This is a genomic window from Agrobacterium cavarae (genome assembly GCF_004310285.1).
GTDB classification, from domain to species: Bacteria; Pseudomonadota; Alphaproteobacteria; order Rhizobiales; family Rhizobiaceae; genus Agrobacterium; species Agrobacterium cavarae.
This window is the reverse complement of the sequence record NZ_SISF01000031.1, coordinates 494727-514582: the sequence shown is the minus strand read 5'-3', so window position 1 is coordinate 514582 and position 19856 is coordinate 494727. Positions and strand designations below refer to the sequence as shown.

General features: G+C 56.7%; 18 protein-coding genes. 15 read left to right on the top strand and 3 right to left on the bottom strand.

Going from position 1 to position 19856, the window contains the following annotated elements; genetic code table 11:
- Together EYC79_RS15785 and EYC79_RS15780 are read left to right on the top strand one after the other, a co-directional pair.
- The coding region (locus EYC79_RS15785; protein ID WP_130978622.1) for a porin at nt 1-900 on the top strand (900 nt) is incomplete at its 5' end.
- A gap of 273 nt (nt 901-1173) precedes the next feature.
- The gene (locus EYC79_RS15780) at nt 1174-2235 is read left to right on the top strand and encodes a porin (protein WP_130978574.1); all 1062 of its coding nucleotides are present in this window, start codon (nt 1174-1176) and stop codon (nt 2233-2235) included.
- A gap of 293 nt (nt 2236-2528) precedes the next feature.
- On the opposite strand, the gene EYC79_RS15775 is transcribed toward EYC79_RS15780, so the two are convergent.
- Nucleotides 2529-4604, bottom strand: coding sequence for a lytic transglycosylase domain-containing protein (locus tag EYC79_RS15775; RefSeq protein WP_165457046.1), 2076 nt, complete (start codon nt 4602-4604; stop codon nt 2529-2531).
- A gap of 505 nt (nt 4605-5109) precedes the next feature.
- On the opposite strand from EYC79_RS15775, the gene dapA reads away from it, so the two are divergent.
- From dapA to EYC79_RS15750, 5 genes are all read left to right on the top strand, one after another.
- Nucleotides 5110-5994, top strand: a complete 885-nt coding sequence (gene dapA / locus EYC79_RS15770) for a 4-hydroxy-tetrahydrodipicolinate synthase (protein ID WP_130978573.1) — start codon at nt 5110-5112, stop codon at nt 5992-5994.
- 138 nt (nt 5995-6132) lie between these two features.
- Entirely contained in the window at nt 6133-6612 is a 480-nt protein-coding gene (gene smpB, locus EYC79_RS15765; protein WP_062425680.1) for an SsrA-binding protein SmpB, read from the top strand.
- Between the two features lie 367 nt (nt 6613-6979).
- Nucleotides 6980-7486, top strand: coding sequence for a putative pterin-binding protein (locus tag EYC79_RS15760; protein ID WP_130978572.1), 507 nt, complete (start codon nt 6980-6982; stop codon nt 7484-7486).
- A 9-nt stretch (nt 7487-7495) separates the two neighbouring features.
- Complete coding sequence (locus EYC79_RS15755; protein ID WP_130978571.1) at nt 7496-9430, top strand: putative bifunctional diguanylate cyclase/phosphodiesterase; 1935 nt, start codon at nt 7496-7498, stop codon at nt 9428-9430.
- Nucleotides 9431-9503: 73 nt separating this feature from the next.
- Entirely contained in the window at nt 9504-10199 is a 696-nt protein-coding gene (locus EYC79_RS15750) for an FkbM family methyltransferase (RefSeq protein WP_130978570.1), read from the top strand.
- 80 nt (nt 10200-10279) lie between these two features.
- Here the strand turns inward: EYC79_RS15750 and EYC79_RS15745 are convergent, their stop codons facing one another.
- Both EYC79_RS15745 and EYC79_RS15740 read right to left on the bottom strand, forming a co-directional pair.
- Nucleotides 10280-11770, bottom strand: coding sequence for a globin-coupled sensor protein (locus EYC79_RS15745; RefSeq protein WP_130978569.1), 1491 nt, complete (start codon nt 11768-11770; stop codon nt 10280-10282).
- A gap of 182 nt (nt 11771-11952) precedes the next feature.
- Nucleotides 11953-12528 (bottom strand): LabA-like NYN domain-containing protein, encoded by a 576-nt coding sequence (locus tag EYC79_RS15740; RefSeq protein ID WP_062425675.1) that lies wholly within the window; start codon nt 12526-12528, stop codon nt 11953-11955.
- A 280-nt stretch (nt 12529-12808) separates the two neighbouring features.
- Here EYC79_RS15740 and rpoZ point away from each other — a divergent pair, with 280 nt between their 5' ends.
- The 8 genes from rpoZ to era all read left to right on the top strand — a co-directional run bounded on the left by rpoZ (nt 12809) and on the right by era (nt 19690).
- Nucleotides 12809-13201 (top strand): DNA-directed RNA polymerase subunit omega, encoded by a 393-nt coding sequence (gene rpoZ, locus EYC79_RS15735; RefSeq protein WP_062425674.1) that lies wholly within the window; start codon nt 12809-12811, stop codon nt 13199-13201.
- Between the two features lie 146 nt (nt 13202-13347).
- Nucleotides 13348-15582 (top strand): RelA/SpoT family protein, encoded by a 2235-nt coding sequence (locus EYC79_RS15730; RefSeq protein ID WP_062426150.1) that lies wholly within the window; start codon nt 13348-13350, stop codon nt 15580-15582.
- Between the two features lie 191 nt (nt 15583-15773).
- Complete coding sequence (locus tag EYC79_RS15725) at nt 15774-15920, top strand: DUF3563 domain-containing protein (RefSeq protein WP_082447229.1); 147 nt, start codon at nt 15774-15776, stop codon at nt 15918-15920.
- Nucleotides 15921-16139: 219 nt separating this feature from the next.
- Nucleotides 16140-16718, top strand: a complete 579-nt coding sequence (locus EYC79_RS15720) for a DUF2062 domain-containing protein (protein ID WP_062425673.1) — start codon at nt 16140-16142, stop codon at nt 16716-16718.
- Nucleotides 16715-17119 (top strand): holo-ACP synthase, encoded by a 405-nt coding sequence (acpS, locus tag EYC79_RS15715; RefSeq protein WP_062438015.1) that lies wholly within the window; start codon nt 16715-16717, stop codon nt 17117-17119. Before EYC79_RS15720 ends, acpS begins: the two co-directional genes overlap by 4 nt.
- A 138-nt stretch (nt 17120-17257) precedes the next feature.
- A complete protein-coding gene (gene lepB / locus EYC79_RS15710) occupies nt 17258-18004 on the top strand; it encodes a signal peptidase I (RefSeq protein ID WP_062425671.1) in 747 nt (248 codons plus the stop codon).
- Nucleotides 18001-18720: a ribonuclease III gene (gene rnc / locus EYC79_RS15705; protein WP_130978568.1), complete on the top strand. Its 720-nt coding sequence runs from the start codon at nt 18001-18003 to the stop codon at nt 18718-18720. The genes lepB and rnc overlap by 4 nt, the downstream gene beginning before the upstream one ends.
- A 10-nt stretch (nt 18721-18730) precedes the next feature.
- On the top strand, nt 18731-19690 hold the full coding sequence (gene era / locus EYC79_RS15700) for a GTPase Era (RefSeq protein ID WP_062438011.1): 960 nt from the start codon (nt 18731-18733) through the stop codon (nt 19688-19690).
- The last annotated feature ends 166 nt before the right edge of the window (nt 19691-19856 follow it).

The window sequence follows — 19856 nt, the reverse complement described above, 5'->3', positions numbered from 1 at the left end:
TTCTTCTACATTCCTGGTTCCGAAACCTGCCTGAAGTTCGACGGCTTCGTTCGTTTCCAGGTTAACTACGGCCGCGACTCGTCCGGCACGTCTGACTGGGATGCTGTTTCGCGTGGCCAGTTCAACATTGACACCCGCAGCGACACCGAACTCGGCGTTCTGCGTGGTTACATCGGCTTCCAGGGCAATGGTGACTCCGGTCTGGGTGCTGCCACAGCTGGTACCTCTGCTAATCTCGGTTCGGCTGTATTCCTTGAGCAGGCGTTCATCGAACTCGGCGGCCTGAAGGTTGGTAAGTTCTACAACTGGTGGGACGATGGTCTTTCCGGTGAAACGGATGACCTTTCTTCCAACACGCTGTTCAACTCCATCCGTTACACCTACGACGCTGGTTCGTTCCACGCTGGCCTGTCTGTTGACGAACTGGAAGGCATTACTCTGCCAGGCGCAACCGACAACAACGTCGGTATTTCTGGTGCTCTGGGCGGCAAGTTCGGCGGCGCTGCTGTGGATCTTATCGGCGGCTACGACGTTGATCGCAGCAACGGTGCGGTCCGCCTCATCGCAACGGCTGACGTTGGTCCTGGCACGCTCGGCTTGGCCGGTGTTTGGGCATCTGGCTCCAATGCTTACTACGCGACATCCGAGTGGGCTGTTGCGGCTGAGTATGCTTACAAGGCGACCGATCGTTTGACGCTTACCCCCGGCGTTCAGTACTACGGTAACTATGGTCTCGTTAACGCTGACAACTTCACCAACAACGACGGTTGGAAGGGTGGCCTCACGGTTGACTACAAGATCACCGAAGGTCTGACCTCTAAGGTTGCTGTCAACTATGTTGACATCGACAACAACCCGAAGGAGTGGACTGGTTTCGTTCGCCTTCAGCGTTCGTTCTAATCTGATCTGACATTGTCAGTGACGGAAACCCGGCTCTTGAGCCGGGTTTTTTCGTTGTAGGCTATCATCGCAGCGCGCCGGTCGACTAACTCGCTGGTTGCGATCACGATTTGTTGTGCTTCCGCCACAGTGCGAAAAGAAGAGGATTATAAGGTCCCCGAATTAACTCAATGCGTGTTGCGCTGCGATGCTTCTTTGCGTCTACTCCAATTTAAGAAGCAACGCATGTTTGCAATTTGCCCGCTGCTTCTCCTGATTCGCTTGGAGATCGATATGCACATCAAGAGCTTTTTGTTTGGTGCCGCTGCTGCACTTGCAACCGTGTCCAGCGCGCACGCCGCCGACGCCATCGTCGCTGCTGAGCCCGAGCCTTTGGAATACGTACGGGTTTGCGACGCCTTCGGCGCGGGTTTCTTTTACATTCCGGGCACCGAGACTTGCCTGAAATTCGGCGGTTACATCCGCTTCGAAACGGACTTTGGCCGTGATGAAGCTGGTCCGTCGGACTGGGATAGCTTCACACGCGCGCAATTCGAAATGGATGTTCGTTCTGACACCGAACTTGGCGCGCTTCGTGGCTTTATCGGCTTCCGAGGCAACGCGGATTCCGGCGTTGGTGGGGCGACTGCGGGTACATCGGGTAACTTGGGTTCTGGCGTTTTCGTCGATCAGGCTTTCATCGAACTCGGCGGCCTGAAGGTTGGTAAGTTCTACAGCTGGTGGGATGACGATCTCTCCGGCGAGACGGATCTTCTCTCTTCCAACACGCTCTTTAACTCTATTCGCTACTCTTACGACTCCGGCGCTTTCACGGCTGGTATCTCCGTCGACGAACTGGAAGGTATCACTTTCATTGGTGACACCAACAGCGACAATAATGTCGGTATTGCTGGAAGCCTTGCTGGCAAGTTCGGTGGTGGCAGCCTGTCGCTTATCGGCGGCTACGATACCGATCGCGAAGACGGTGCTGTCCGCCTGATCGGAGCTTTCGATGTCGGCCCGGGCGCATTCAGCTTTGCTGGCGTCTATGCATCCGGCGTCAATGCTTACTACGCGCTGTCGGAGTGGGCTGTTGTTGCAGAATACGCGTACAAGGTCACCGACAAGCTGACCATCACACCAGGCGTTCAATGGCTTGGCAACGTAGCGACGAAGGATGCGGCATTCGACATCGTCAACACCGGCTGGTCCAACAATGATGCCTGGACCGCAGGTCTGACGGTTGATTACAAGGTGGTGGAAGGCTTCACCACCAAGGTAACGGCAAACTACTACGACGAAGAAAACCGTCCGGAGTTCTGGACAGGCTTCGTTCGTCTTCAGCGCGACTTCTAATTTTAGGTATGACGCTATGACAAGCCCGGCCTCGCGCCGGGCTTTTTGTTTTGGGAGATTTGAATGGTTGGCCGTCAAGAGAGGGGCCGCGGATCAGCGTGTTTGCGCATATGAAAGCCGTCACGCTCCCCTTCGTCATATTGCGCAGCGTGATTCACAGGTTCATCGATTTGACAGGCTCCAGAATACGAAGCTCGTGCGCGCGTAACGAGTTACCATCGCAACGCGCTTCATTCCCTACGCAAGCGGCGGAGTCATCGTGGGATGATGAGCGGATCAGGAATCCTCCGCCCTCAACCTGCTCGGCCGTTGCGCAAATCGTTGACGATGTCCGCTTGCTGCCCAAGCCGAGTTTTATAGACCTGATAGTTTTCCATCACGCGCTGAACGTAGTTGCGCGTCTCGGGGAACGGGATGCGTTCGATCCAATCCACAACCTCATCGATCGGTTTTCCGCGCGGATCCCCGTAGCGGGCGATCCATTCCGGCACGCGCTTCGGCCCGGCATTATAGGCGATGAAGGTGAGGATGTAGGACCCGCCGAAGCTGTCGATCTGCTCACCGAGATAGTGAGCGCCGAGCGTGGCGTTATATCCGGCGTCCGTGGTCAGTTTGGCTTGTGTATAGGCCATGCCATGGCGGCTCGCGACACCTTTGGCCGTTCCCGGCAGAAGTTGAAGAAGACCGCGCGCATTGGCAGGCGAAACGGCCGCCGGGTTGAAGGCGCTTTCCTGTCTGGCAATGGCATAGGCAAGGGCCTTGCCCGATCCGGAAATATTGGCGCTCACCGGGATGACGCCGATGGGGTAGGCAAGGGCGGCAGCATCAATGCCGCGGCTGAAGGCCGTTTTGCCGATCTGTAAAGAGACCTGGTGATTGTTGTTACGCTCGGCGCGTGACGCGAGGATTGCCAATTCACCGGGGCTGTCGATCTGCTCCGCCAGCGCGCGGTAAATCCCGTCGGCGCGCCAGCTATAGCCCGCCGCCTCCAGCCGTTCGATGGCACGCACCGCTTCGCGGCCAGCAAAGCGATCGCGGTCGATAGCACTTGGCGAGGGGTAGGTGACGTTGAGCGTCGTCACGCCGATGCGTGCGGCAGCAAGCTGGCCGTAAAATGTACCGGGATGAGATGCGGCCTTGGAGAAATAGTCGCGCGCCTGGCCTGGTCCGCCGGCCTCGGCAGCACGTCCAAGCCAGTAATAGGCGCGAGAGGCGGAAAGAGGTCGATTGGACGTGGCAAGAAGGGCGTTGAAGTGCCGTGCGGCAAGTGCCGGGTCGTGCATCGCGCGTAGAGCGTACCACCCAGCATGGAACTCCGCATCTGCAACATCGACGGGCGAGGCTGCGGAATGGTTGGCCACCACGCGATAAGCGCCCTGGAAATCACCGAGATCCGCAAGTCCACGGGCGATGATCCGGCGTTCGTTCCACCACTCTCCAGGATTGACGAGCTTGCCGCTCTCCTTGGGCGCGCGCGCCAGAAGCTTTGCAGCATCGTCGTATTTTTGCTGATGACGGAGGTTTTCGATCTGGGCGAAGAGATAGACAGGATCGTTGCGCCAAGAGGCTTCGACGGCATTCAACAAGGCCGGCGCATTGTTGGCGCGTTGAAGGACGGCAGCCCAGGCTTTGTACAGCGACTGCGCCTTGCCGAGATCGCCAAACCGCTTGGCCTGGCTGACACGGCTGCGATACATGAGGTAGTCCATCCGGGCCTTATGATCGGCGGGCGACAGGACGCCACCGAATTCGGCGATCACCCGATCTTCCAGATCGGTACCCATGCCTTCGCTCACCCACAGCTGGCGGATGAGTTGCTGGGAACGCGCAGCGTTGCCGGATGAGGTGAGCGCCTGAGCCAGCGCAATTGTGCCCTCCGGCGTTTCGGGTCTGGACGAACCAAATGCGGTCAGCACCTGTGCAGCGGAGGGATTTTCCCGCAGCATCGCGCGCTCAGAATTGGCTCTCAGCGTAGAAAGGCCCGGCCAGCCTTTCAGCTCCCGTTGAGCGGCCGTAATTTCCGCCGAGGAAACGTCCCTCTGGCCGGATATGGCGATAGCCCACGTCAGGATGTGGCGATCAAGACTGGTGGCCGGCAGGCTGTTGCGAATAGCAATTGCCCCACTGGCGTTTCTGTTGGACAGCGCGTCGAGGCCCGCTTTCAGTTGAGACACGTCAATCGGGTTTGCCGGCCGGATGATCGAGCCTGTTACCTCAGGCGAAGCGGGCAGAAACGCCGGAACGGCAGGAGCGTTAGGGCGAGCAAAGGGCAGGGGAACGACGCCTTCTGACGCCGGTCCCGCCCACGCGCCCCAAACGGTGGCGACCACGCCCGCTGCCATCAAACCAAAAACTGCTGTTTTCTTCATCCCTTACTCACCAGCGGACCATACCGAACACGACTGCAGCTTTATCTCAAAAGACAAGAAGCTGCGCCTTAGAGCGCCGTGCGTCCTTTTTGTATGCACTAAGGACGCTCTAAGTCTTCGAAACGACGCATCGTGCTTTTCCGAAAAGCGATTTCGATTTTCGGGCCGACGCTTTAGCGCCATCCGCGTTTCCTATCGCCCATGCGTGCGAAGCCCCACAGAATGTCGCCCTTGCATCCATTAGCTGCTCGCAGCCTTAACGAAACCTTAAGCGAAGTTCTCGCATTCGATCAAATTTCGGTAACGCTGCGCTCACAAAACGCTTCAAACCAATCATCTGTGTGATGACGCTGGATGCCGGTCCAGGCCAGAAAACTATTTACGTTTCCTGGACGAAAGCCTCGGTTAAACGCTTGTGGGGCGACTGGCTCCCAACTAATGTGACAACCGTTTTAACCACGGAATGCGGCTGAAGCATGGACTGGCTTACCGCAAGGAGTTTTGCATGTTCAAGGGATCTATTCCCGCCCTGATTACGCCGTTCACCGCCGATGGCGCAGTGGACGAAACGGCTTTCGCCGCCCATGTGGAGTGGCAGATTGCCGAAGGCAGCAGCGGCCTTGTGCCCGTCGGCACCACGGGAGAGTCACCGACTCTGTCGCATGACGAGCATAAACGTGTGGTCGAGCTGTGCGTCGAGGTCGCGGCGAAGAGGGTCCCTGTCATTGCCGGTGCTGGCTCCAACAATACCAGTGAGGCGATCGAGCTTGCACTGCACGCACAGGAAGTCGGCGCAGACGCGCTTCTGGTTGTCACGCCCTATTACAACAAGCCGACGCAGAAGGGGCTCTTCGCGCACTTTTCCGCTGTCGCGGAAGCGGTCGATCTCCCCATCATCATCTATAATATTCCCCCACGCTCGGTGATCGATATGACGCCGGAGACGATGGGTGCGCTCGTCAAGGCGCACAAAAATATCGTTGGCGTCAAGGATGCCACCGGCAAGCTCGATCGCGTTTCCGAGCAGCGCATTCATTGCGGCAAGGACTTCGTGCAATTGTCGGGAGAAGATGGCACGGCGCTGGGTTTCAACGCCCATGGCGGCGTCGGCTGTATCTCGGTCACTGCCAACGTTGCGCCCCGCCTCTGTGCGGAGTTTCAGGCGGCCATGGTTGCCGGCGATTACGCACTGGCGCTCGACTATCAGGACCGTCTCATGCCGCTCCATAGGGCCATCTTCATGGAGCCCGGCGTCTGTGGCACCAAATATGCGATCTCCCGGACGCGCAATGGAAGCCGCAAGGTCCGCTCGCCACTGATGGACACGTTGGAGCCATCGACAGAAGCGGCAATCGATGCAGCCCTCAAGCATGCAGGCTTGTTGAACTGAGCACGGCAAAGCGCCTGTGTGGATGTGATAAGACGGATGCGCGCAAGCCGCGCATCTTCACTTTCGGGACCGCTTTGATTACATAAGCGCCGAAAGCCGCACATTACTCGCTGTGCGGGCAGAGAAGTGGATCAGAATATGGCCCCCAAAGGCAGCCAGCGCATCGTAAACAAGGTCGTCGCGGAAAACCGCAAGGCGCGCTTCAATTACGAGATACTCGACACCTACGAGGCGGGGCTGGTGCTGACCGGCACCGAGGTGAAATCGCTGCGCGAGGGCAAGGCCAACATTGCCGAATCCTATGCGTCCGACGAAGGCGATGAGATCTGGCTGATCAACTCGCACCTGCCTGAGTACCTCCAGGCGAACCGCTTCAATCACGAGCCCCGCCGACGTCGTAAGTTGCTCCTCAACAAGCGGGAGATCAATCGTCTGCGTGCCGGGATCAACCGTGACGGCATGACCCTTGTACCTTTGAAGATCTACTTCAACGACAAGGGGCGCGCGAAGCTCGAACTGGCCTTGGCGAAGGGCAAAAAGCTCCATGACAAGCGCGAGACGGAAAGGGAGCGGGACTGGAACCGGCAAAAATCCAGGCTGCTGAAAACAGGCGGTTGATCAGAGCGTGCAACTAACGTTGAGGTCGCATTTATGGAGCCGCAGCCCTGCGGCTCGGCGTCTATTTGTTAATAGATCATTATCTATGGCCGAAAGTTTAAAGTCGGCCGACCAAATTCATTGTTACCATTGGAAAAGGAAACGCTAGGAGAGAGTGCCTCAAGGCTTCTCGCATAGGATGATTCTTTTCACGGTGTCTAAGTAATGTAAAGACGCGTATTATGAGCCATACGACCTTTCGCCTTGTCTCTATGGATCGAAACTGCGCGAAGATAGTTCAATACATTCTAATTTATAATAACCTAAAAAACGGAGGCTGTGGAGCGGTCTCGCCTCCGTCTCAATCCGGCTAGAAGGGCGTGCTCCAATGACTATCATTCGCTTCTTTCTCTGCCTCCTGCTGTTCGGTGTCTCGTCTGCGGGCGTACATGCCAAAGACTTTCCGGCGCCCAAGGGAAAGCCGATCCTCACCATCTCAGGCAATATCGCCAACACCAACGTCAACGGCACGGCCCAGTTCGATCGGGACGCGCTGGAAAATATGGGGTTGGTTACCGTGGAAACCCAGACTCCATGGTACGAGACGCGTGTTCGTTTTGAAGGTGTTTCAATGGCGAAGCTCATGGAGTTCGTTGGCGCCAAAGGAGAAACCGTAAAGGCCGTGGCGCTGAACGACTATGTCAGCACGATTCCTGTTAAGGATTTCACCCAGTACAATGTCATTCTTGCCATGAAGCGAGACGGGGAATATATGCAGGTCAGGGATAAAGGACCGCTCTTCATCATATATCCCTATGATAGCATGCAAGAACTTCAGTCGCAGACCTACTACACGCGCTCCGCTTGGCAAGTGGCCAAACTCATAGTTGAATAAAGGTGACATTTGCGAAAGGCGCTGGCAGTCGTTGTTTGCTGCTTCATACTCGCCACCGGCTACATCGCTTATGTGATAGCTGAGCGGCAGAACGCGCTCCAGAAATTTGCTCGCTACAACGACTCATGGGCTGTCAGCCAGACCGTGGGGGAATATGTCCGTTTTGAAAGCCTGCTTGCTGAATATGCTCTTGGTATAGAGGGAGTTGACAAGGACGAGCTGCGACTTCGCCTCGATATCGTGCTTGGCAGAATGAACTCTCTGAGAGAAGGGAGCCTGGCCGCCTTCATCGATGCAAAGCCGGACATGCGCAAGGTCATCGGAGAAGTTGACCAGCTCCTTGGAGACGTCGATAAAAGGCTGGAAGAGTTGAGCCCTGCAGAGGCAAGGGCGCTGCTTCCGGTGATCAGCGGCCACGTTCCACAGCTTACGTCGGTTGCTGCGGAATCCGTCGCCAATGACGTCGAGATCATCGACGCCGCCCACGCAGAGGTCCGCAAGCTCCACATTATTTATACCGGACTTGCCGGAGGTTTGATCCTTTGCGGCATGGCGCTGATCTTTCTTCTCTTGCGACACAACCAACTGCTCGATCGCGCCCAGACAAAGCTCACACTTTTGACGGAAGAATTACAGACTGCAACGTTAGAGTTGCAGTCTAACAACCTTCGCCTTGAGTATGATGCCTATCATGACGCACTGACAAACCTTCCCAACCGCGCACTCTTCCGGCGTGAACTCGTGCGCCGGCTCGACCCTCCATCTGGCATCGATAAGGTTGCGCTGCTTCTTCTCGATCTCGATGGTTTTAAGGAGATCAATGACACGCTCGGCCATGACGTCGGCGATAGCCTCCTTCAGGCCGTGGCTGCGCGCATACTGCCGATCAGAAAAAACCACGAGCTGATCTGTCGGCTGGGAGGCGACGAGTTTGCCCTTGTGGCGGACAATCTCGACGAAGATCAAGCGCTCGATCTTGCTCGCTGCCTGGTCGAAAGGATCGCCAGCCCATATCATATCGGGGACATGGAGATTAAGATCGGCACCTGTGTCGGCATTGCGATCTCCCATAGGCAATCCCATGCCGATGAGTTGCTGAAGCACGCGGATCTCGCGCTCTATGAGGCCAAACGCGCGGGGGCTGGCAGCCTCAGCGTTTATAGACCCTATATGCAGAGCCAGTTGGCAGAAAAGCGATCTTTCGAAGCTGACCTGCAGGCGGCTCTCCAGAACAACGAAATGGATGTGTTCTACCAGCCGCAAGTATCGACAGAGACGCGCGCTGTCTGCGGATTTGAAGCGCTCTTGCGCTGGACGCATCCTGTGCGCGGACGCGTGCCACCGGCGGAATTCATTCCTGTTGCGGAAAGAACCGGCTTTATCAACGCGCTTGGAAAATGGGTCATGGAGACCGCCTGCAAAGAGGCGGCACTCTGGAAGCCGAATATCAAGATTGCCATCAACCTTTCGCCTGTCCAGCTTCACAGCAGCAATCTCATTCAAAACGTCGTCGAAGCCCTGGAAAAGAGCAATCTCGATCCCGCGCGTCTCGAGCTGGAAATCACCGAATCCGTGCTTCTCGGCAACAGCGACCAGACGCTTGCCATCCTCGACAACCTCAAGGCGGTCGGCATTAGCATGGCCATGGACGATTTTGGTACGGGTTACTCTTCGCTTGGAAATCTGCGCCGCGTTCCATTTGACAAGCTTAAGATCGACCAGTCCTTTCTGTCTGATATCACCAGCAGTCAGGACGCGTTGGCCATTGTCGAATTTGTCGTTGGGCTCGGCCGTAAGTTGCGCATGACGATGATTGCCGAAGGTGTTGAGACGGAAGAACAGTTCGCCCACATGCGCCAACTCGGCTGCGACCAAATCCAAGGCTATCTGATCGGCAAGCCCGTTCCTGCAAGCGAACTCACGGCCTACGGCATCTATGCGTGAAGGTTCTCGGGCCGCCTGCCAATCCACTCCAACAAGCTGAACTCCCCCTAAAAGAACTATGAAAGGACGCAATATGGAAGCGTTTGAGATACACGGCGTCCTGTTACGTTTGTCGTCAGACGAAGTCTCGCCGATAATCTGGCAGGCTCTCAAGGATGGCAGTTATGAAGCGAAGGAAGCCCGAAGCGTGGCGCGGGCTGTAAGACCCGGAGACCGTGTGCTGGAACTTGGCTCAGGCATTGGTGTCATTACTTCTGTCATTGCCCGCATTCCGGACGTGTCCGTGTTTGCTTTTGAGGCAAACCCATCGACGGCACGTCTTGCCGAACGAATTCTGGAAGCCAATGGCGCAAGAAATGTGCGATTCTCTCAGGGACTTTTGACCGCAGGGGATCCAGACACGCATATCTTCTACGTTCGGCGCGATCTGTGGATGTCATCCATGGACGAGAAGCAAGGCCCCTATGACAGCCGCATCGAAATCGGCTCGGAGAACATCGACGCCTTCATCCAGCAGCATGACATCAACGTGATGGTGATGGATATCGAAGGGGCGGAGCGTGATCTGTTGCGCGATGCCAAGCTTAAGGGCGTGGAGCGGATTTTCGTCGAGCTCCACGACCATCTCTATGGCCTTTCGGGTGTTCGCGATATCACCCAGGCGCTGGCGGAAAAAGGATTTGCCTATGATCCTCGGGGATCTCGCGGCCCCTGCGTCCTCTTCGCCAAGGACGATGGACCGCGCGAATATGATCCGGACGTTGATTGAGCGGCGGGCCGATCGTAGTTCAAAGAAGATTGAGCGCCGTACGTCCACTAGGAGGCATGGCGCTCTAAAGGCCTGCTGCGTTACGCCGCGCGATGCTGCGGATAGGTCATCGACTTTTCGACCTGGAAGCGCGAAATCAGCGCTGCCAGATTGCTGCTGATGTCGCTCAAGCCGTGGGTAGAGGCATTGGTCTCTTCCACCATCGCCGCGTTCTGCTGGGTCAGCTGGTCCATGCTGTTGATTGCCATGTTGATTTCCTGGATTCCGACGGCCTGTTCGCGCACCGCTTGGGTAATCGCGCCGATGTGTTCGTGAATATCGTCGACCTTGCCGCCAATGGAGTTCAGCGCCTCACCGGTGCGGTTGACGAGAGAAACGCCTTGAGCCACGTCCTGAGAAGACTTGTCGATCAGTGTGCGAATCTCCCTGGCGGCGGAAGCCGATCGTTGGGCCAATTCGCGAACTTCTTGGGCGACGACCGCAAAGCCCTTGCCGGCCTCACCAGCGCGTGCGGCCTCGACGCCGGCATTTAACGCCAGAAGGTTGGTCTGGAAAGAGATTTCATCGATCACGCTGATGATCTGCGTAATCTTCTGCGACGAGCCCTCGATTGCGCTCATGGCCTCGACGGCTTCGCTGACGATATGACGGGAGCGGGCGGCTTCGTCCGCCGAACTCTTGACGATCGCCTGCGCTTCTTCCGTTCTTGATGCCGACTGTTTGGAGATGGTGGTGATCTGGTCAATGGCAGCGGCTGTCTCTTCCAGCGAGGCAGCTTGCTGCTCGGTGCGGCGCGCCATATCGTCGGTTGCCGATGTCAATTCCCGCGTATTGTTGGCGATCTTATGAGATTCTTCGACGATCTCGGCGAAGGCCCCAGAAAGACGGCTGATCGCTGCATTGAAGTTTTCCTTGAGACCGGCGAATTCTGCGGGCAGGGCACCATCGATGCGCGAGGTGAGATCACCCTGCGCCATCCGGTCGAGAGCGCTGTTGAGCAGCGCCAGAACGTGGTCCTGCTCTGCCTTCATGCGCTTCTGCTCTGCTTCTATCTTCGCACGTTCGTCAGCAAGCACGTCGAGATAGACGGAGATCGAGTAATCCATGTCCAGCATCGCGGCCTTGACCGTTGCACTGATACCTTTGACAACCTCCTTGCCTTTTTTCTCGACGAGGAAGCCCTTCAGTTCGGATTCGACGATGGCCTTGATGATGCCTTCCAGCACAAGGGCGTAGCCGCCGATATACCAGCGCGGCTCAAGCCCCAATCGCGCATGGGTGCGCCCGATGGCACTCACGGCTTTGGTATAATCAGCGTCGAAGACGCCAGATGATATGCGCGTCCAGTGGCTAACCTGCATGCTCTTGGCGTGCTGGATATGAGCTTCGCTGGAAAAGAACTTCGCTGTATCGGGAACGGCTCGCGCCTTCTTGTAGAAGGCATCGAGCGAGCTGCTGAGCGTGCCGGTGATAGTCGTTTTCAGAGCGGCAAGATCTTGCCGTTGCTCCGCATCGAGACCGAGGAAATCGAGTCTCTCGGTCAATTGAGAATTGTTGTGCAGCCCCGTCATGTAAAACAGCCCCTACTGTTCGTGCGCGTTCCCCAACTGCACGTAAAAAATCAATAAGGACAGAAAAACACAACCATGGTTAATTATTTGCTAAAGTAATAAATCAACCTTTGGTAGGGGTAGTGTTCAGGCGCCAGGATCGATCCTGAGCGCCTGTCACAAGCAAAACAAGGCGTAAGTCTTCAGTCGACAGTTTCTACGGTCTCGACCGGCGGGCGAGGCGCCCGTTCGCTTGGATCACGCCCAATCTCCGCCTTGAGAGACAGGAGATCGATAAAATGGTCGGCCTGGCGCCGCAGATCGTCGGCAATCATAGGCGGCTGCGTCGACATGGTCGAAATGACGGAGACCTTGCGGCCCTTGCGCTGTAGCGCATCCACCAGTGTCGTGAAGTCGCCATCGCCGGAAAACAGAACGAGATGGTCCACCGTCTCGGACTGTTCCATGGCATCGACGGCAAGCTCGATATCCATATTGCCCTTGATCTTGCGGCGGCCCATCGCGTCGGTAAATTCCTTGGCAGGCTTGGTAACGACCTTGTAGCCATTATAGTCGAGCCAGTCGATCAACGGCCGAATGGAGGAATATTCCTGGTCTTCGATGAGGGCAGTGTAATAATAGGCGCGCAACAGGTAGCCGCGCTTCTGAAAGGCCTTCAGCAGTTTGCGGTAATCAATGTCGAAACCAAGGCTTTTCGATGCAGCGTAGAGGTTCGCCCCATCAATAAAGAGCGCAATTTTCTCACGTGGGTCGAACATAAAGTGGGCTTCCTCCAAAGCGGCTCCCAGCCGCGAATATAATAAGAGTATCGGATATCAGCTAATATCTCGGTCTGCGATACATTATTAAGCATTCATATAAGCTCGTTCGGCCCGCAGTCCAGACCTGCCGCTACAATTTGCACTAACTAATAAAAGGGCGGGTGGTTGCGTCTCCTGTGAGACAAACCACGTGAAATGAGGAAAAACTTGAAATTCTCGGACAATGTCTGTATCGGGACCATTAATCAGCGACATCACGACCCGCAAAGGACAGGCAATGGCCCGTGTCACAGTAGAAGATTGCATTGACAAAGTAGACAACCGTTTCGAGCTCGTTCTCCTGGCAAGCCACCGCGCGCGCCAGATTTCGCAAGGCTCTCAGATCACGGTTGATCGCGACAACGACAAGAACCCGGTCGTTGCTCTGCGCGAGATTGCCGATGAAACGCTTTCGCCCGACGACCTGAAGGAAGATCTGATTCACTCGCTGCAGAAGCATGTGGAAGTGGATGAGCCGGAACCCGATCCGGTCACGATCGCAGCCAACGCGACAACCGAGAACGAAGACGACGACGCACCGGAAACCATCACTTTCGACCAGATGTCGGAAGAAGAGCTTCTGGCCGGCATCGAAGGCCTCGTTCCGCCGGAAAAGAACGACGACTACTAAGCTTAGCGTCAGACCGGCGTTTTTCCGGTTGCGCTTAGGAGTTGATTGTCGTCATAATCTGATCCTGGATTATGTATCATCGTGCGCCAGTCCGACGGGGTCGTCCCCGTCAGTTGGCGCGCTTTCTTTTTCGGGGCATCCCATTCATGATGCGACAATACGAACTCGTGGAGCGGGTTCAGACATACAAGCCTGATGTGAATGAGGCCTTGTTGAACAAGGCCTATGTTTACGCGATGCAGAAGCATGGCCAGCAAAAGCGGGCCAATGGCGACCCCTATATCTCCCATCCGCTAGAGGTCGCGGCCATTCTCACCGAAATGCATCTGGATGAGTCGACCATTGCTGTGGCTCTCCTGCATGACACGATCGAAGACACCAGCGCGACGCGTGCCGAAATCGACGAGATGTTCGGTGAAGATATTGGCCGGCTTGTCGAGGGCCTGACGAAGCTCAAGAAGCTCGATCTCGTCAGCAAGAAGGCCAAGCAGGCGGAGAACCTGCGCAAGCTGCTGCTTGCCATCTCAGACGATGTTCGTGTGCTCTTGGTCAAGCTTGCCGACCGCCTGCACAATATGCGCACCATGGAGCATATGCCGGCGGATAAGCGCAGCCGCATCTCCGAAGAGACGATGGAAATCTATGCGCCGCTTGCCGGTCGCATGGGTATGCAGGATATGCGCGACGAGCTTGAGAATCTTTCGTTTCGCTATCTCAACCCCGATGCCTTTGAGACCGTCACCAAGCGACTGCAGGAGTTGGAAGAGCGCAATGAGGGCCTGATCAAGAAGATCGAGGACGAGCTGCGCGAATTGCTGCTGGCCAATGGCGTCGAAGGTGCCATGGTCAAGGGGCGGCAGAAGAAACCCTATTCGGTTTTTCGCAAGATGCAGTCCAAGTCGCTATCCTTCGAGCAATTGTCGGATGTCTATGGCTTCCGCCTTCTTGTACAGGATATTCCCTCTTGCTACCGCGCGCTCGGTATCGTGCATACGCGTTGGCGTGTGGTCCCTGGCCGCTTCAAGGACTATATCTCGACGCCGAAGCAGAACGATTATCGTTCGATCCACACGACCATCGTTGGCCCGTCTCGCCAGCGTATCGAGCTACAGATCCGCACCCGCCGCATGCACGAGATTGCCGAATACGGTATCGCCGCGCATTCGCTCTACAAGGATGGCGAAACGGGCGACACGGAACAGCTTTCGACCGAAACCAACGCCTATTCCTGGCTGCGCCATACGATCGAATCGCTTGCCGAAGGCGACAACCCCGAAGAATTTCTCGAGCACACCAAGCTCGAGCTGTTTCAGGACCAGGTCTTCTGTTTCACGCCCAAGGGCAAGCTCATTGCTCTGCCGCGTGGAGCGACCCCCATCGACTTCGCCTACGCCGTACACACCAACATTGGCGATACAACCGTCGGTGCGAAGATCAATGGCCGCATCATGCCGCTCGTCACACGCCTCAACAACGGTGATGAGGTGGAAATCATTCGCTCCGGCGTTCAGGTCCCGCCTGCCGCTTGGGAAGAGGTCGTTGTCACCGGCAAGGCGCGCTCGGCGATCCGCCGTGCAACCCGCATGGCGATCCGCAAGCAATATGCGGGTCTGGGCTATCGTATTCTGGAGCGCACCTTCGAACGTGCCGGCAAGACCTTCTCGCGAGAGGCGCTGAAGCCTGTGTTGCACCGTCTGGCTCAGAAGGATGCGGAGGATGCGATTGCGGCGGTCGGTCGCGGCGAGGTGTCGTCTCTCGATGTGCTGCGCGCGGTCTTCCCGGATTATCAGGATGAGCGCGTGACCGTGAAGATGACGGGCGACGATGGCTGGTTCAATATGCGCAGCGCCTCGGGCATGATCTTCAAGATCCCCGGAAAATCACGTTCCGCACTCGAAGATGATGGCGCCACCGAAGTGCTGGATGGCCCCGATCCGATGCCGATCCGCGGTCTGTCCGACAATGTCGAAGTCCATTTCGGCGCGACAGGGGCAGTGCCGGGTGACCGGATCGTCGGCATCATGGAGAAAGGGAAGGGGATTACCATCTACCCGATCCAGTCTCCTGCGCTTCAACGGTTTGACGATGAGCCGGAACGCTGGATCGATGTGCGCTGGGATCTCGATGAGGCGAACAAGTCCCGCTTCATGGCGCGGCTGTTGATCAACGCGCTGAATGAGCCGGGCACGCTGGCCTCCGTGGCTCAATCCATCGCGACGCTAGATGTGAACATACGGGCACTCAACATGGTGCGGATCGGCACCGACTTTTCCGAACTGTCGCTCGACGTGGAAGTCTGGGATCTGCGCCAGCTGAACCAGCTTCTGTCTCAATTGAAAGACCTCGACTGCGTTTCAACGGTGAAACGTGCCTTCGATTGATGCACCTATTGCTTAAATAAATGCCTTCGAGGCCGTTGCTATGCGTCCAGCGCATGGCAGCGGCCTTGTCTTATCCGTAGTCATTGCGCGGCCATGCAGCTATCTTCAGTCCAGAAATAAAGAGCAACAGAGGTTTCCTCCGGCAATCCTGTCGTTGAAGACAAAGCCTCAAGTCTGGAAAGGAAATGCAAATGTTTGCACCGCTTCGTAAGATCGCCCGCGCTGTTCGTGGCAAGTCGGTTCAGGAACGCGAATTCGATTACCTCAGCGGCTCGGTCTCCACTGTGGATCTCGAACTGCGCCAGCGTGAAGTCGACCGCGGCATGTTCCGTAGATAAGACAAAAATGCATGGCGGCCATGCCGCCACGCTCATGCGGAGCCAAATGGGGCTCCGTTAACGCACGCCGCGGAACATCGTTCAAAGTTTCTGGATAAGGCGTGCGAGAGAATTGATAATTGAAGCGCAGGAAACGGGTCCAACGGATCGTGACGCGCTTCCGGTACGGCGCCTTTTTCGCCACTTGGCGGAATGCAGGCGATGACATAAAGTCCGCACATGCCTTTTCGCCGCCGCCGTCCTGCAAAACTCTCTGAAAGACTCCTCGCTGCGCTGTGGCCGCGTATGGGGCTGCGCCGTTCTCTCCGCTATATGAAGTTGAAGCTGGTCCGCCTTTCGGCGTCGCCCTATGCGGTGGCTGCGGGGGCGGCGACAGGCGTGGCTGTTGCCTGGACACCCTTTCTCGGCATCCATATTCTGATTGCCATGATGATCGGTTTTGTTCTGCGCGCAAATCTCGTTGCCGCGGCACTCGGAACGACTTTTGCCAACCCGCTGACATTTCCGTTGATATGGGCGTCCACCTGGGAGCTCGGTCATTTCATTCTTGGCCGTAATGGCGGCGAGGTGGCGGCGCGCGTGGATTTCGTGGAAATATTCGCGCATATGAACTTCCTGCAACTGTGGAAGCCGGTTTTGGAGCCGATGACGATCGGTTCGCTGATTCCCGCTGCTATTTCCGCCGTCGTTACCTACGCTGTGGTCTATGCAGTCATCAGTGGTTTTCGTCAGCGCAAGCATCAAAAGATTGCCGCGCGTGCCGCAAACCGTAACGCCATCATGGACGTGGTTGAATGATTATCGGGCTCGGCAGCGATCTCATCGATATCCGCAGGGTGGAGGCCTCCATCGAACGCTTTGGCGACAGATTCACCCACCGCTGTTTCACCGATATCGAGCGAGAAAAATCCGACCGGCGCAAGAACCGCGCCGCATCCTATGCCAAGCGGTTCGCCGCCAAGGAAGCCTGCTCGAAGGCGCTGGGGACCGGTTTGGCACAGGGCGTGTTCTGGAAGGACATGGGCGTCATCAACCTGCCAAGTGGCAAGCCGACAATGCGTCTGACCAACGGCGCAGGTGAGCGGCTCCAGTCCATGTTGCCGGCAGGGCATGAGGCGGTGATCCACCTGACGATTACCGATGACTTTCCCTATGCGCAGGCCTTCGTCATTATCGAGGCGCTTCCCCTCTCCAGATGACGTCAGAGCAGCAACGGGCTGACCGGTACGCATGTCGATAGAAAAGCTTCCCTTTGGGCCTGAAAGGCACTAAAGCATCTCAGAAGACCGTTGAGCGGTTTTATGACAACGACGAAGAACGAGCAGACAGGTCTCTAAGTGTCCGAAAAAGCAGAAAAGAAGCAGAACGCCCTCTGGGAAAACGTCAAGGTCATCGTTCAGGCTCTTCTGCTGGCGATGGTTATTCGCACCGTGTTGTTTCAGCCTTTCACCATTCCGTCTGGCTCAATGATGCCGACGCTCTTGGTCGGGGACTATTTGTTCGTCAACAAGTTCTCCTATGGCTATTCCAAATACTCGCTGCCTTTCTCGCCCGATCTGTTTTCCGGTCGTATTCTGGAGTTCAGCCAGCCGAAGCGCGGCGACGTGGTGGTCTTCCGCCTGCCGCCGAACCCGGAAGTGGATTATATCAAGCGGCTCGTTGGTCTGCCAGGTGACCGCATTCAGGTGACGAACGGCGTGCTCTACATCAATGGCAATCCCGTTCCGAAGGAGCCGGACGGCTTCTTCACCTCCGATTACCGCGCTGATCCGGGCACCGACGTGCCGGTCTTCCGCGAAACACTCCCCGATGGCGTCAGCTATGACACGCTTGATCAGTCGCCAGATAGCCGTGGCGATAATACCCGCGAGTTCATTGTCCCTGAAGGTCACTACTTCATGATGGGCGATAACCGTGACAACTCGCTCGACAGCCGTTTCGACGTCGGTTACGTGCCCGCTGAAAACCTCATCGGTCGTGCCAGCCTCATCTTCTTCTCGCTCGGCAACGACACGCCGTTCAGCCATATCTGGGAATGGCCCGCAAATATGCGCTGGGATCGCATCTTCAAGGTTGTTAAATGAGTAAGGCCAAGCCGCTCCAGACGGACGAGATCACCCGTCTGGAAGCGTTGATCGGATATGAATTCAAGGAAAAGGCCCGGCTTGACCGGGCCTTGACACATGCAAGTGCCCGCTCCGCAAAAGCCGGTAACTATGAGCGTCTGGAGTTTCTGGGCGACCGGGTTCTCGGGCTCTGTGTCGCTGAGTTGCTGTTCTCCACCTTCCGCAACGCGACGGAAGGCGAGCTTTCTGTTCGCTTGAACCAGCTTGTCAGCGCCGATTCCTGTGCGGCAATTGCCGATGAAATGGGATTGCACCTCTTCATCCGCACGGGCTCCGACGTCAAGAAGTTGACGGGCAAGGCCATGCTGAACGTGCGTGCCGATGTGGTGGAAAGTCTCATTGCCACCATCTATCTGGATGGCGGCTTGGAGGCTGCGCGCAGCTTCATTCTGAAGTACTGGCAAGGCCGCGCCAACGGTGCGGATGCCGGTCGTCGCGATGCAAAGACCGAACTGCAGGAATGGGCGCACGCGAAGTTCGCTGCGACCCCCAACTACCGGGTTGACGATCGCTCCGGACCGGATCACGATCCGCGCTTTACAGTGACGGTGGAAATTCCAGGCGTTGCGCCGGAAACAGGCGTCGATCGCTCGAAACGTGCGGCAGAACAGGTCGCCGCGACAAAACTATTGGAACGCGAAGGCGTCTGGCAGAAACCATCTGCCGCAAACTGATTGGACACCCATGACTGAGAATGATTTCGCCGCAGCGCCCGGTGAGGGCAATGATGATGATGCCAAGGCAGCTGCCCCGACGCGCTCGGGTTTCGTTGCGCTGATCGGGCCGACCAATGCGGGTAAGTCGACGCTGGTCAACCGGCTGGTGGGCGCCAAGGTCTCGATCGTCAGCCACAAGGTGCAGACGACGCGTGCGGTAATGCGCGGGATCGCCATTCATGACAATGCCCAGATCGTTTTCATGGATACGCCAGGCATCTTCAAGCCACGCCGCAGGCTGGACCGCGCCATGGTCACCTCTGCCTGGGGTGGTGCCAAGGACGCAGACATCATTTTGCTGCTGATCGATAGCGAGCGCGGTCTAAAGGGTGACGCAGAGACCATTCTGCAAGGCCTGAAGGATGTTCGTCAGAAGAAGATCCTGTGCCTCAACAAGATCGACCAGGTGAAGCGCGAAGACCTGCTGAAGCTTGCGGCGGCAGCAAACGACATCGTTGCCTTCGATCGCACCTTCATGATTTCCGCCACCAACGGCTCCGGCTGCGATGACCTGATGAACTATCTGTCGAGCGAACTGCCGCAGGGCCCATGGTACTATCCGGAAGATCAGATTTCCGATCTGCCGATGCGCCAGCTCGCGGCGGAAATCACGCGTGAAAAGCTCTTCCTGCGTCTGCACCAGGAACTGCCCTACGCCTCCCATGTGGAGACGGAAAAATGGGAAGAGCGCAAGGATGGCTCTGTGCGTATCGAGCAGGTCATCTATGTCGAGCGCGACAGCCAGAAGAAGATTGCGCTTGGCAAGGGAGGGGAGGCGATCAAGGCCATCTCATCCGCATCGCGCAAGGAGCTTTCGGAAATTCTCGAACAGCCGGTTCACCTTTTCCTCTTCGTCAAGGTAAGAGAGAACTGGGGCGACGATCCGGAGCGCTTCCGCGAGATGGGCTTGGAATTTCCGCGCAATTGAGCGTAACGAAAGCGAAGCGGATAACCGCTTCGCGAATGCGACATGCATAAAAACAAGCAGTAAGGTGGGCAGGCGATGGATCAAGTCGCGAATGCTCGCTATCGTGTCATGCCTTTGTGAGACTGGTCGCAAGAATGCGGAAAGAGGTCTTGTGATAGGACTGATA